Source organism: Rhodoplanes azumiensis (assembly GCF_042682915.1).
Lineage (GTDB): Bacteria > Pseudomonadota > Alphaproteobacteria > Rhizobiales > Xanthobacteraceae > Rhodoplanes > Rhodoplanes azumiensis.
On the sequence record NZ_JBHUIW010000002.1, the window covers coordinates 275,085 to 289,211 of the forward strand.

Consider the following 14,127-nt stretch of genomic DNA (forward strand, 5'->3'; position numbering starts at 1 on the left):
GCTTTCCCGTGGGCCGAGCACCGCACGACGCGACGTTCCGGGCGCCGATCGCCGTCGGCGCCAGGGGCTCGTAGAGCGACGCAATTCTTGGTCTGACGTGAGCGGCTGTGCCGCTCAGAGGCACGGCGATGCACCCTCCCGTAAGCCCCGGAGGAAGCCTGCTCGGATCGAGCCGGCTATTTCCGAGAGGAAGTATGCAACCGCACTGAATTGTAGAGCTATAACCATATAGCCATGGTATCGGTTAATGGCCGATTAACCATACGGACACGTGTGGAAACCTGACCGGGCGTGGGCGTGACCCGCGTCGCGAGCCGCTGCGCGCCCGGACGCGGGCTCGGTGGGATGCGGGTTCGGCCGGCGTCAGGCGACCGGAGGGGCGGGGCGGGGGACCAGGCGGGCGTTCGGGGGCTCAGAATTCGCCGGCGAGGCCGACGCGGCCGCCGTGATTGTCGCCGCCGGCGTAGGCCCAGCCGGCCGTGACGGCGACCGGCCGCGCCGTGTCGAGCCGGTGGGCGAGGCTGCCGCCGAAGGCGTATTCGCCGCGGAACGCCGCCGTGTTCACGGCCCAGCTCGTCCGTCCGGCGGCCGACGGCATCGGCGCCGTGGTCAGCGCCATTGCGGCGGCGACGCCCTGACGTGCCTCGCGCTGGTTCTCGACGACCTGGCCCTGCAGCGTGGCCAGCGACGCGCCGATGCTGCTCGTCGCGGCCTGGAGCTGGGCGACGTTGACGGCGTCGGTCGCATTGACGCCGGCCGCGACGTTGGTGACGCGCCGCTCGCTGCCCGCCGCGCCGACCGACACGGTGTTGCTCTCGCTCGCCACCGACCCGGCGCCGATCGCGACGCTGTTGGCGACCGTCACGGTGGCGCCGTTGCCGATCGCGACGCCGTTCGTGACCGACGCCGAAGCGTTCGGCCCGACCGCCGTGCTGTTCGCCCCGGTCGCCACCGCATAGTCGCCGAAGGCGGCGCCGCCGTTGGCGGCGGCGGCGAGATTGCCGACGGCGACCGAGCCGGTCGCGCTCGCGCCGGTGCCGATCGCGATGGCGTTCACGCCGGTCGCGGACGCGCCGAGCCCGACGGCGAGCGCCCCGTCGGCCGAGGCGACCGAATTGGAGCCGATCGCCACCGCATTGCCGCCGCTCGCCGTGGCGCCGCTGCCGGCCGCGAGCGACGCGGTGCCGGAGGCGGTCGACGAGGCACCCAGCGCCGTCGCGCTCGTCCCCGCGGCGGTCGCCGACGCGCCGAAGGCGGCGCTGTTGACGCCCGAAGCGCGGCTCGCGGCGCCGACCGCGGTCGCGCCGTTGCCGGCCGCGCTCGCGCCACCGCCGAGCGCCACCGCCTCGCTGCCGGCGGCCGACGCCGCGGCGGCCGACGAGTTCACTGCCGTGTAGGCGGATGCGGCGGTGAGCACGCTCACCTGCGTCTGCAACGTCGTGATGCTGGTGCCGTACCCGGTCAGCGCCGTGTTCACGGCCGCGAAGGCGTCCGAGATGCGGGTGTAGGCCGTGGCGCCGATCGTGTAGCTCACCGCCCCGAGGGTGCCGTCGGCGTTCAACGTGGTGCCGAGGATCAGCGCCATCGTGGCGTTGGTGCCGTAGAGCTGCTGGCCCGTCACCGCGTCGGTCGAGGTCGCCGACAGCGTGCCGGCCGCGACGTTGACGATACGCCGCTCCTTGGAGGCCGAGCCGACCGAGACCGTGTCGGCCTCGCCGGCGATCGAGCCGTCGCCGAGTGCGACCGCGTTGGCGGCGGTCGCCTGCGCGCCGGTGCCGATCGCCACGGCGTTGGTCCCGCTGGCGAGGCTGCTGGAGCCGATCGCGACGCTGTTGGTGGTGGACGCCGCGCTGAGCGAGCCGATCGCGATGGCATTCGTCCCGCTCGCCGTGTTGCGCGAGCCGATGGCGACCGAGGCGTTGCCGCTGGCCACGGCGCTGTTGCCGACCGCCGTCGCGGCGGAGCCGGAGGCCGCCGCCGCCCGACCGAGCGCCGTGCTGTTGCTGCCGCTCGCCGAGCTGCTGGTGCCGTAGGCCGAGGCATAGTAACCCGACGCCGTGCTGTTCAATCCGGTTGCGATCGCGGCCACTCCGGTGGCGGTCGCGGTGGAGCCGATCGCAATGGCGTGATCGGCGCTCGCAACGGCTGCGGCGCCCAATGCCAGGCTGCCGTAGCTCATCGCGTGGGCGCCGCCGCCGAACGCCGTGGCGAAGTCGGCGGCCGCGAGCGCCCCGCTGCCGACCGCCGTGCTGGTGTTGCCCGACGCGGCGCTGTAGGCCCCGAGCGCCGTGGCGTAGCTGTTGGTGGCCTCGCTGCCGGTCCCGGAGGCGGTCGCATAGGTGCCGGAGGCCGTGCTCTGGAACCCGGACGCGATCGCGTAGGCGCCGCTCGCCGCCGCCTTCGCCCCGAAGGCCGCGGCGTAGTCTCCGGTCGCCGCCGCCTCGCTGCCGACGGCGCTGGCGGAGATCCCGCTGGCGGTGGCGTTCGGGCCGACCGCAGTCGTATCGGAAGCCGTGGCCGCGCTCTGGAAGCCCATCGCCACGGCGTTCGTCTCGGCCGCGTAGCTCGCCGTGCCGACCGCGACCGAGTTGGTGCCGTAGGCGCGGGCGCCGTTCTGGCCGAAACCGTCACCGGCCCCGAGCGCGGTCGCGTAGCTGCCGGTGGCGAAGGCGGCGCGCCCGAAGGCCGTGCTGAAGTCGCCGCTCGCATAGCCGGCGACCGTGCTCGACCCCATGCCGGTGGCCGTTCCCGTGAAGGCGGCGCTGTTGGTGCCGCTCGCCGTCGCCGCGTTGCCGCAGGCGACCGAGCTCGACCCGGTCGCCGACGACGAGCCGCCGCCGCCGGCCGTGCTCTCGCAGACGAACTGGGCGTGGGCGTCGCGGGGCAGCGTCGCCACGGCGAGCACGGTGGCCGCGGCGAGCAGGGCGCTGCGACCGATCGTCGTCCGGCGCCTGCGGACCCCCATGCCCGACGGGCGAGGGGCCGGAACCCGTGCCGCCGGTGTCGTCACCTGTCGCCGACCGTCTGCCGCCATTCACGACCCCCACCACACCACGCGCGAGGGTCTCAACTGTTATGCCCGGGTCCGGTCCGACAATTGTGGAATTTTGGGTGGATTTGCTAGCCTGGGCGGGTGAGATCGACGGGTTCGCGTGCGTGTAGATCGGTGAAAGTACGAATGGTGTCCGAGGTTTCCGTCTCCGCCGTCGCCGCGATGCGGGCGCGTCCGGGGTTCGCTGCGGCGATGCGCGAGCACGCGCGCGGCGTCGTCGCGTTGTTTCGCGGCAACAGTCTCCTGAACCTGCTGATGAACGACCGCGCCCGCGCGCTGTTCATGGTGGTCGCGCTCTACCTCCATCATCACGGCCGCGGCGACGGCAAGCCGGGCCTCACCGTCGGCGCCCTGAAGGAACTTTGTGTCCGGCTCGATCTGTGCAGCCGTGGCCGCTGCGAGGCGATGCTGGCGGTGCTGCGGGCGGCCGGCTATCTCGCGCCGGCGGCGAGCGACGACAAGCGCCGGCGCGTGCTGGTGCCGACCGACAGGCTCGTCGCGCTGCAGACGGAGCGTTGGCGGGCGCATTTCGACGCGATCGAGATCGTGGTTCCGGAGGTGGCGCGATATCGCGCGCTGCTGGGGCGGCCGGACTTCGTCGCCGCCTTCATCGGGGCACTCGGCGAGCCTTACATCGCCGGTTTCCGCATGCTGCACCACGCCCCGCGGCTGTTCCCCTTCGTGGAGCGCAACGGTGGCGTGGCGGTGCTGTTCGCGCTCGCTCTCGAAGGAGCGGAGGAGGGGCCGTTTCCGCCGACCCAGCCGGTGCGCCTGTCGATCAACGCGCTGTCGACGCAGTTCGGCGTGTCGCGCAAGCACGTGCTGACGCTGTTGCGCGACCTCGAGGCGGAGGGCCTGATGCGGCGCGGCCCGGAGCCCGACCGCGTCACCTTCCTGCCGCCGCTCCGCGACGGGCTCGAGACCATGACCGCGACGATCTTCGTCTACTTCATCCAGGCCGGCACGCGGGCCGCGGCCGCGATCGAGACGGCCGAGCTCGCAACGGACGAGCCGGCGCGCTGACCGCTCGGCACGGAGCGGCGCTGGTCGTCTGTGACCGCCGACCCCGAACGCCCTGCCGCCGGCAGGTGTCCGGACACGGTCCGGTCCGTCCGGATCGTTCCAGCAAGGACCGATTGACGAGAACGACGTGCGCAACGTGAGTCTCTCGCTCACCGATTTGTGTGATGTCCACCGATGGTTGGTGTGCTTCGGTGTACCGCTTGACTCGCGTGTGTCGCCGACCGGACCGGTGTCGCCGGTGAGCGCCGCCCCATCAAGGCTCGCTCGGCTGAACCGATCGATTGTGCCGGTATTGCGCGCGGCGTGACGGCCGCGCCGCACCGACCGGCGGTGCGCTGCCGGTCGACGGCTTCGCGGTGAGCATCGGGGAGTGCGATGGCGCGCGCGATCGAAATTCTCCGCATGGTCGCGCCCGATGCGCGGCGGGCTTATCTCGCCGCCTTCCGGGACGGCGACGCGCTCCTGAAGGCCCACGACATCACCACGCCGCAACGGCTCGCCCATTTCCTCGCCCAGGTTCTGCACGAGAGCGGCGGCCTCACCGTGGAGTGGGAGAGCGGCAACTACAGCGCCGCGCGGCTGCTCGAGATCTTCGGGGTGGGACGGCACTCGGCCGCCGTCACGCCGGCCGAGGCGGAGCGCCTCGCCCGCAACGCCGAAGCGATCTTCGAGCGCGTCTACGGGGTCGGCAATCCCGTCAAGTCGCGGGAGCTCGGCAACACGCGGCCCGGCGACGGGTTCCGCTATCGCGGTGGCGGACTGCTCCAGACGACCGGACGTGACAACTATCGGCGCATGGGCCGGCTGTGCGGCGTCGACTTCGAGGCCAATCCGGAACTCATCGTGTCGGCCGAGCACGCACTGAAACCGGCGCTCGCCGAATGGACCGAGGGGAATCTCAACCGTCTCGCCGACCAGGACGAGATCGTCCTGATCACCAAGAAGATCAACGGCGGAACCATCGGGCTCGCCGACCGCAGACGCTGGCTCGCCCGTCTGAAGCCGCTGATCAAGTCGGTCGACTTCGCCGAGGGCGCGGTGGCGGAGGCTCCGACCGCCGGCCCCACGCCGGGCCCGGACGCGGCCGCGAAACGGGGCACCGGCGGGGGGCTGCTGCGCCGCGCGCTCCCCCACCTCGGCGAGGACTACGTCAACCGTCAGGTGCCCAAGGACGACGCGAATTGGACCGGCCCTTGGGACTGCGCCGAGTTCGTCTCGTGGCTCGTCTATCAGGAAGCCGGCATCCTCTACGGTTGCGTCGACAACCGCGCGCCGCCGGCCGCGGCCGATGCTTACACGGGGGCTTGGCGACGTGACGCCGAGCGTCACGGCATCCGGGTCTCGGTGGAGCAGGCGGCGTCGACGGTCGGCGGCATCGTGCTCCGCTACCCGCCGCCGGGCGGTATGGGGCACATCGCGCTGTGCGACGGGAAGGGCGGCACCGTCGAGGCCAAGGGCAAGCGATACGGCGTCGTCGCCGACAAGGTCGACGGCCGGACGTGGCACATCGGCATCCTGATCCCGGGGATCGACTACGGGGCGGACGGCGGCGTCGTCAGCGTGCCGGTGCGGCCGCCCGCCGACATCTACGCGCGCCGCGCCGTCAACATGGATCCGGCCGTCGTCGTCGAGATCCAGAAGGCGCTGCGGCGCAAGGGCTTCGATCCCGGCGAGATCGACGGCGAGTTCGGCCCTATGACCGAAGCGGCCGTCGTCGACTTCCAGATCGCGGAAGGCCTCGTCGTCGACGGGGAGGTCGGCCGCGACACGGCGGCGGCGCTCGGCATCGCGTTGAGCAGAGGCGCGAGCGTGCCGCCCGGCCCGACGTCGGGTCCAGGCCCCGGTTCCGGTCCCGGTCCGGCACCGTTCGACGTCGGTGTCCCATCCCTCGGTCCGATCGATCTCGGTGCCCAAGCCATGAACCCGTTCCTCGTGATCGCTGCCCGCGTGCTGCCGGACATCGCCAAGGCGCTCGTCGGCGACAAGGCCGGCGCGGTGACCAGTGCCATCACCAAGGCCGTCACCGAGACCACCCAGACCAGGACCGCCGAGGAGGCGAGGGAGAAGCTCGCCGTCGATCCGGCCGCCTACACGGCCCTGCAGATCAAGCTCGCCGAGATCGCGGCGGCACAGGACGAGGCGCGTCAGAAAGCGCAGTTCGCCATGCTCCAGGCGCGGCTCGAAGCCGACACCGAGAAGCGCCGGTCGGAGCTGCAGGCCCTGCAGCTCGAGCGGGAGAGCACCAGCGAGGCCCGCGCCACGCTGCGGGCGATCGCCGGGCAGGGCGGCGTGATCGCCTGGACCGCACCGATCCTCTCCTACGTCGTGACGCTCGGCTTCTTCGCCGTGCTCGTGCTCCTCGTCGTGAAAGGGCTGCCGAAGCTCCAGGCCAGCAACGAGACGCTGCAGGTCGTCAATATCGTGATCGGCGCGCTGACGGCGGCGTTCGCCACGGTGATCAATTTCTGGCTCGGCTCGTCGCAGGGGTCACGGCTGAAGGATGTCGCGGCGATCTCCCGCGAGGAGACCCAGTCGGTCCGGCTCGAGCAGGCCACGCGGGCCGCGGAGAGGCCGAACGGCGTGATGCCGGGTCCGAAGCCCAAGCCGAAGGATCAGCTCGACCGGTGTCTGGACATCGTGCTGTCGAAAGAGGTCGCCTCCGACACCGGAGCAGCCACCAGATACGGGCTGACGCTCGCCGACCTCGTCGACACGTGGCGTAAGACCGATCTGACGCCGGCCGATCTTCAGAAGCTCACCCGCGAGCAAGCCTGCGAGGTCTACCGCGTGCGCTACTGGAACGTGCTCAAATGCGACGAGCTGCCGGTGGGCGTCGACCTGGTCGTTTTCGACACCGCCGCCGAGACGGACGTCGTCCAGGCCGCGAAGCTCCTGCAGAAGGTCGTCGGGGCGAACGAGGACGGGTCGGTCGGTCCGGTGACGCTCGGTGCCGTCGGGCTGATGACGCCGCGGGCGATCGTCACCCGCCTGTCCGAGCTGCGCCGCGAGCGGCTGCGCATGCTCCAGACCGGAGGCGCCGGCGCGGCCGCAGCCGTCGGCACCAGCCGGATCGAGGACGTCGACACGCTCGCCCGCGAGATGATCGACCGCGCCGCCGAAACGTGAGCGGCCCGCCGAGCCCCCCGGTCCGGGCGGATCCCCCTTCCGGGGCCGGCCCCCGTCCGAGCCCCCGTCCGGGCGCGCCCAGATCGCCGCGGCTCGTCTCGCCTCGGTTCTCCTCGTTTCAGCTCGGCGCCGCCGCTCACTCCGCCGCGACGGCCGGCGTCTCGGCGCGCGCCCGCTTGAGGTCGGGCGGCACCGCCTCGTCGACCAGGGCGGCGAGCACCTGGTCGAGCGGCATCACGGTCGACTTGTCGGAGCCGAGCCGGCGGACCGAGACGGTGCCCTCCGCCGCCTCCTTCTTGCCGACGACGAGCAGCACCGGCACCTTCGCCAGCGAGTGCTCGCGGACCTTGTAGTTGATCTTCTCGTTCCTCAGATCGATGCCGACCCGCAGGCCGAGCCGGCGTGCCGCCGCGACCGCCGCCTCGGCGTAGTCGTCGCCGTCCTGCGTGATGGTCGCGACCACCACCTGAACAGGCGCGAGCCACAGCGGGAAGTGACCCGCGTGGTGCTCGATCAGAATCCCGAGGAAGCGCTCCATCGAGCCGCAGATCGCCCGATGCACCATCACGGGCGTCTTCTTCGCCCCGTCGGCGTCGATGTAGAAGGCGCCGAACCGCTCCGGTAGGTTGAAGTCGACCTGGGTGGTGCCGCACTGCCAGTCGCGCCCGATGGCGTCGCGCAGCACGTATTCGAACTTCGGCCCGTAGAAGGCGCCTTCACCGGGGTTCACGGCGGTCTTGATCTTGCCGCCCGACCGGTCGGCGATCTGCTGCAGCACGCGACCCATCACCTCCTCGGCGTGATCCCACGAGGCGTCCGAGCCGACCCGCTTCTCGGGCCGGGTCGAGAGCTTGACGGTCAGGTCGCCCGAGAACCCGAAGTCCTCGTAGGTCGAGAGGATCAGGTCGTTGATCTTCAGGCACTCCTCGGCGAGCTGATCCTCGTTGCAGAAGATGTGCGCGTCGTCCTGGGTGAAGCCGCGCACCCGCATCAGCCCGTGCATGGCGCCGGACGGCTCGTAGCGGTGCACCACGCCGAACTCGGCGAGGCGGATCGGCAGATCGCGATAGCTCTTCAGCCCGTGCTTGAAGATCTGCACGTGGCCGGGGCAGTTCATCGGCTTGATGGCGAACCAGCGCTTGTCCTCGGCCTCGTCGCCGGCCGACTGCGCCGCGAACATGTTTTCGCGGTACCACTCCCAGTGCCCGGAGGTCTCCCACAGAACCTTGTCGAGCATCTGCGGGGCGTTGACCTCGTCGTACTCGGCCGCGAGGCGGCGGCGCATGTAGGCGATCACCGACTGGAACATCGACCAGCCCTTGGCGTGCCAGAACACGACGCCGGGGCCTTCCTCCTGGAAGTGGAAGAGATCGAGCTCGCGCCCGAGCTTTCGGTGGTCGCGCTTCTCCGCCTCCTCGATCTGCTTGAGATAGGCGTCGAGATCCTCCTGCTTGGCCCAGGCGGTGCCGTAGATCCGGGTCAGCATCGGATTGTTACTGTCGCCGCGCCAATAGGCGCCCGCGACCTTCATCAGCTTGAAGGCGGTGCCGATCTTGCCGGTCGAGGTCATGTGCGGGCCGCGGCACAGGTCGAACCAGTCGCCCTGCTTGTAGATCTTGATGGTCTGATCCTCGGGGATCGCGTCCACCAGCTCGACCTTGAAACTTTCGCCCTTGTCCCGAAAGACCTGCCTGGCCTCGTCGCGCGACCACACCTCCTTGGTGAAGGGTTTGTCGCGCGCGATGATCTCCTTCATCGTCTTCTCGATCGCGGCGAAGTCGTCCGGGGTGAACGGCTCGTTGCGGAAGAAGTCGTAGTAGAAGCCGTTCTGGATCACCGGGCCGATGGTGACCTGGGTGCCGGGCCACAGCGTCTGCACGGCCTCGGCCATCACATGGGCGGCGTCGTGGCGGATCAACTCGAGGGCGCGCGGATCGTCGCGCGACACGAACTCGATCGCGGCGTCCTGCTCGATCGGGTCGGCGAGATCGACGAGCACGCCGTCGAGCGCCATCGCGACGGTGCGCTTGGCGAGGGAGGGCGAGATGCCCTTGGCGATGTCGAGACCGGTGGTGCCGTTCGGAAACTCCCGACGCGCGCCGTCGGGAAAGGTCAGGGCGACCATTCGCAAACTCCTGTTGCTCACTCGCTGCCTACGAACGCAGGTAAGCGGATTCTGTCGATGCGCGAGGGATATAGCAGGGCGGGGGCGAAGCGCAAGGCCGGCCGGGCCGTGATCGGCCCGCGGGGCGATCGCGGCGCGCCGATCGTGGCGCGCCCTGGATTTCGCGCACGGCGCCGCGACGACATCGTCATCGCGCCGGCGACATCGCCACCGTCGTGAAGGTCCGCACCCGATTCCGGGATGGCCCGCCCTTGCACGCCACTCCGCTTCGTGCTCATTTGAAACGGTCTTCGGTGCCTCTCGTCGAGAGGTGAAACGGGAACGCGGTCCGGCGAGCGCTCGTTCGACGAGCTCTCGCCAATGCCGCGGCTGCCCCCGCAACTGTGGACGGATCGTCGCCGATCGTGAGCCACTGGGACGCCATCAGGGCAAGTCCCGGGAAGGTGATCGGGGACCATGATCCGTGAGCCAGGAGACCGGCCGGAGACGCTGGTCCATTCCGTTCGACGGTGGGTCGAAAGGGGAGCGCTCATGATCACCCGACTCTGATTCCGTTTTCACGTGATCGGTCCGCGTGACGGTCGGCGGTGCGAGGCCCGTGCCGCCGTGACCGGCATTCGAACCCGTCCTCGTCCACATCCGCGGCGCGACGTGTCGGCGGGCGATGCCGCTCGCCGGCGGGCCGCCTGCGCGTTCAGACGGTGGCGACGCCGTCGCCGCCGCGCTCGCACACGCCGGGGCCTCGCATGCAGCCGAAGGACACGACCACCAACGAAGCCTTCAAGGGCTTCACCAACACGGCCTGTCCGTTCCTGCCCTGCCATTCCGGCGTGCGCGGGCAGTTCAACTGCCTGTTCTGCTACTGCCCCTTGATCGCTTACCGTTGCCCCGGTCCTTACAAGGTCTTCACCGACCGCAACGGGACGCGGCGCAAGGACTGCTCGGATTGCACGCTGCCGCACAACGGCACCCGCGGCGCCTGGAATTTCATCCAGAAGTGGCTCGAGCGGCCGGTGATCTGGGACGGGCAGGAGCAGACTCGGCCTTACCGGCAGAAGCCCGTTCGGACCAAATCATGACCATCGACGTCGACGCCCAGATCGCGGGCCTCGTCTCCCGCATCGCCTTCACGCCCGCCGCGCAGCGGCTGCGGCGCCGCGCCCGCGCGCTGATGATCCAGGGCACCGCCTCGGATGTCGGCAAGAGCATGGTGGTGGCCGGCCTCTGCCGCGCCTTCACGCGCCGCGGCCTCGTGGTGCGTCCGTTCAAGGCGCAGAACATGAGCAACAACGCCGCCGTGGCGGCCGACAGCGATCTTCCCCCGGGACCGGACGGCGAGATCGTGTTCGGCGAGATCGGCCGGGCGCAGCATCTGCAGGCCCGCGCCTGCAAGGCCGCGCCGTCGATCCACATGAACCCGGTGCTGCTCAAGCCGCAGACCGACATCGGCTCGCAGGTGGTGTTGCGCGGGCGCGTGCTCGGCAACTGCCCGGCCCGCATCTATCACCGCATGCGCCACGGCATGATGCCGGCCATTCTCGACAGCCTCGACCGGCTGCGCGCCGAGGCCGATCTGGTGCTGGTCGAGGGCGCCGGCTCGGGCGCCGAGATCTATCTGCGCCGCTCCGACATCACCAACATGCATCTCGCCGAGCAGGCCGACCTGCCGGTCGTGATTCTCTCCGACATCGACCGCGGCGGCACCATGGCGGCGATCGTCGGCAGCCATGCGCTGCTCGATCCGGCCGACCGCGCCCGCGTGGTCGGCTACGTCGTCAACAAGTTCCGCGGCGACTTCTCGCTGTTCGAGCCCGGCGTGAAGACCATCACGGAACAGACCGGCTGGCCGTTCCTCGGCGTGCTGCGCTGGTTCCCGACTGCCGACCGGCTGCCCGCCGAGGACTCGCTCGCGCTGGAGCGGCCGGCCGAGACGCTTGGGCGTGGCCTCAATGTCGCGGTGCCGCGGCTCTCGCGTATCGCCAATTTCGACGACCTCGATCCGCTCGCGGCCGAGCCGGGCGTCGCGCTGCGCTTCGTCCAGCCCGGCAACCCGATCCCGGCCGACACGGACGTGATCATTCTGCCCGGCTCGAAGGCGACCCGGAGCGATCTCGACGTGTTGCGCCGGGAGGGCTGGGACATCGACATTCTCGCCCATGCGCGCCGCGGCGGCCGGGTGCTCGGGCTGTGCGCCGGGTTCCAGATGCTCGGCCGCGTGGTGCGCGATCCGCAGGGCAACGAGGGTGCGTCGGGCGAGACCCGCGGCCTCGGCCTCCTCGACGTCGAGACCGAGATCGGCGGCGACAAGCGACTCGTCGACGTCGACGCGGTGGATCGCTTCAGCGGCTGTCGCGTCACCGGCTACGAGATGCACATGGGCCGCACCACGGGGCCGGGTCTGTCACGACCGTGGCTGATGTTGGACGACGGGGCGGGGCACATCCGGCCGGAGGGTGCGATGTCGGCCGACGGCCGCATCGCCGGTGCCTATGTGCACGGCCTGTTCGGGGCCGATGCGTTCCGCAGCCACTGGCTCCGGTCCGTCGGGGCGCAGGCTTCCGGCCTCGACTTCGTGCAGCGCACCGAGGCCGCGATCGAGGCGCTCGCCGATCATTGCGAGGAAAATCTCGATCTCGATGCGCTCCTCGCGCTCGCCCGGTGACGGTGGCCGCCGTCGGGCCGTGCCGCGACCGCTCGCCGGCCCGACGGCGAAGGCCATGCTCCCGTCCTCGCGGGACGCCCCCTCCTCGCGCGGCGTCATTTCCTCGGACCGCCGTTCCGAAGGAACGGCATTTTCGCGTGCAACGGCGTTCTCCGTCACAAGAATTCGCGCCGCACGAAAATGATTTGTTCGGTCGCTCTGCTCGTCGGCCGAGGCAGTTTGCTGGAGCGAATCGCGCAAGACACGTCGGGCCGGACACAATCCCTAACGAATTCTTAAAGCCGATCACAAAGCCGCCAAATTGCCGAGTCACGGTTCGATCGGGGACAGGGGGAGCCAGCACATCTCACATCGGACATCCGGGTCGACGTGACCGCGTCGGCGGCTGTGCAGCGGGATCCGCGCCCGACCGGGTGCGCGTGGCCGATGCGCCGACGTGAGCACGCCGTCGCATCGACGACACTGTCGTCGGCGTGCGAGGTCGCGGTCGGGCCGATCCTGTGATGTCAGTCGAGCCACGACGCGCGCTGTGGCGCGCGCCGTCGGAGCCTGTGTGCCTGCTTCGTGGATGTGCGTAAAGCGGGCCCGTGCCTGGAATGCGTCGCGTCCCGCGTCGTCATCCGTCCGACGAGAGTGCGCGTAGCGTCAGTGAGCGTGGAGTAAACGTTGAGTGAGCGTTGAGTGAGCGTTGAGTGAGTGTTGAGTGAGCGTTGAGTGGTCGTGAGTTTGCGTCGCGTTCGCGTGAGTTTTTTCGTCGATCGTCTTCGTGAGCAGTGCGTTCGCGTTGCGAGTCCCGCATCCGGAGCACGGGGAACGCTTCATGGATGAAGGCCTGCAGCGGGCATGCCGGCGGCGTGCCTGTTCTCGCGTCCCGACCGCGGTCCTGGCCGCTGCGGCCTTCGTCGTCGTGAGCGTTCACGCGCTCGCCGGTCTCTCCTCCGCCGCCGCGCAGACGGGCGGTGCGCAAGCCCCGCCGCGGGCGGCGGCGGAGGCGTCGTCCACGACGACGGCGCCGGTCCGTCCGCGCCCGCCGGCCCGCCGTCCGGGCGCCGAGACCGCGGTGACGGCCGACCGCGCGCATGCCAACACGGTCTCGATCGTCGCCGGCGGGACCGGGTCGACGGCGCTCGCCGCCGTCACCGATCTCGCCGCCGTGCTCGACGACGGTGATGCCTTCCGGGTACTGCCGATCGTCGGCAGCGGCGGCGCCCAGACGGTGCGCGACGTGCGCCTTCTGAAGGGGATCGATCTCGGCATCGCGTCGGCTCGGGCGCTCACGCTGCTATCACGTCCCGACGCGGCCGGCTCGCGTCCCGACGCGACCGGAAAGCTCGACGACAAGATCAGCATCGTCACGAAGCTGTTCAACGAGGAGATCCACGTCCTCGTGCGCTCCGACGCGGCGGCCGCGACGCTCGCCGATCTGGCCGAGAAGCCGGTCGCGATCGGCGAGCCGGGCTCCGGCACGGCGCTGATCGCCCGCGACGTCTTCGACCGGCTCGGTGTCTCGGTGACCGCGGTCGCGCTGCCCACCGACGACGCTGTGGAAAAGCTGCGCAGCGGCGAGATCGCCGCGGTCGTGCTGCTCTCCGGCAAGCCGGTGCCGGCGCTGGCGCGGCTGCCGGCCGGACCGTTCCGGCTGCTGCCGCTCGCCTATGCGAAGCCCCTGCAGGCCGACTATCTGCCGGCCGTGTTGTCGGCCGAGGACTATCCGGGCCTGGTCGCGCCGGGCGGTGCGATCGAGACGGTCGCGGCCGGCACCGTGCTGTTCACGCCGAGCTGGCCGAAGGGGTCGGACCGCTACAAGCGCATCGAGCGCTTCGTCGAGAAGCTGTTTCCGAAGCTCGCCGCCCTGCAGGCGCCACCACGTCATCCCAAATGGCGGGAGACCAGCCTCGCCGCCACCGTGCCGGGCTTTTCGCGGTTCCCGGCCGCCGAGGAGTGGCTGCGCAAGAACGCGCCGCCGCCGGTGTCGCGCGAGCAGTTCGACAAGTTCCTGGCGAGCCGCCGCGTCGCTGCGGACGACGCCGCGACGCCGGCCGACCGCGAGAAGCTGTTCCAGGAATTCCTGCGCTGGAACGAGACGCGCGCGCGCCGATGAGCGGCCGCGTCCGGTCCCGCGTCACGTCGAATGGAGGA

General features: G+C 70.6%; 7 protein-coding genes and 1 riboswitch. Of the genes, 5 read left to right on the forward strand and 2 right to left on the reverse strand.

All coding sequences use genetic code 11. The features are described from left to right. Positions 1-412: 412 nt before the first annotated feature. Positions 413-2,965, reverse strand: a complete 2,553-nt coding sequence (locus tag ACFSOX_RS03090; RefSeq protein WP_378476320.1) for a YadA family autotransporter adhesin — start codon at positions 2,963-2,965, stop codon at positions 413-415. 213 nt (positions 2,966-3,178) lie between these two features. Here ACFSOX_RS03090 and ACFSOX_RS03095 point away from each other — a divergent pair, with 213 nt between their 5' ends. Both ACFSOX_RS03095 and ACFSOX_RS03100 read left to right on the forward strand, forming a co-directional pair. Continuing rightward, positions 3,179-4,075: a hypothetical protein gene (locus tag ACFSOX_RS03095; RefSeq protein ID WP_378476321.1), complete on the forward strand. Its 897-nt coding sequence runs from the start codon at positions 3,179-3,181 to the stop codon at positions 4,073-4,075. Between the two features lie 375 nt (positions 4,076-4,450). After that, a complete protein-coding gene (locus ACFSOX_RS03100) occupies positions 4,451-7,201 on the forward strand; it encodes a peptidoglycan-binding protein (RefSeq protein ID WP_378476322.1) in 2,751 nt (916 codons plus the stop codon). A gap of 136 nt (positions 7,202-7,337) precedes the next feature. On the opposite strand, the gene thrS is transcribed toward ACFSOX_RS03100, so the two are convergent. Beyond that, the gene (thrS, locus tag ACFSOX_RS03105; protein WP_378476323.1) at positions 7,338-9,326 is read right to left on the reverse strand and encodes a threonine--tRNA ligase; all 1,989 of its coding nucleotides are present in this window, start codon (positions 9,324-9,326) and stop codon (positions 7,338-7,340) included. Between the two features lie 274 nt (positions 9,327-9,600). After that, a riboswitch (cobalamin riboswitch) is annotated at positions 9,601-9,825 on the forward strand. Positions 9,826-10,072: 247 nt separating this feature from the next. Between thrS and ACFSOX_RS03110 the strand changes: the two genes are divergently transcribed. The 3 genes from ACFSOX_RS03110 (at position 10,073) to ACFSOX_RS03120 (ending at position 14,089) form a co-directional block, all read left to right on the forward strand. Then, entirely contained in the window at positions 10,073-10,405 is a 333-nt protein-coding gene (locus ACFSOX_RS03110; protein ID WP_378476324.1) for a cysteine-rich small domain-containing protein, read from the forward strand. Further along, positions 10,402-11,988, forward strand: coding sequence for a cobyric acid synthase (locus ACFSOX_RS03115; protein WP_378476325.1), 1,587 nt, complete (start codon positions 10,402-10,404; stop codon positions 11,986-11,988). Before ACFSOX_RS03110 ends, ACFSOX_RS03115 begins: the two co-directional genes overlap by 4 nt. Positions 11,989-12,808: 820 nt before the next feature. Continuing rightward, on the forward strand, positions 12,809-14,089 hold the full coding sequence (locus ACFSOX_RS03120) for a TAXI family TRAP transporter solute-binding subunit (RefSeq protein ID WP_378476326.1): 1,281 nt from the start codon (positions 12,809-12,811) through the stop codon (positions 14,087-14,089). The last annotated feature ends 38 nt before the right edge of the window (positions 14,090-14,127 follow it).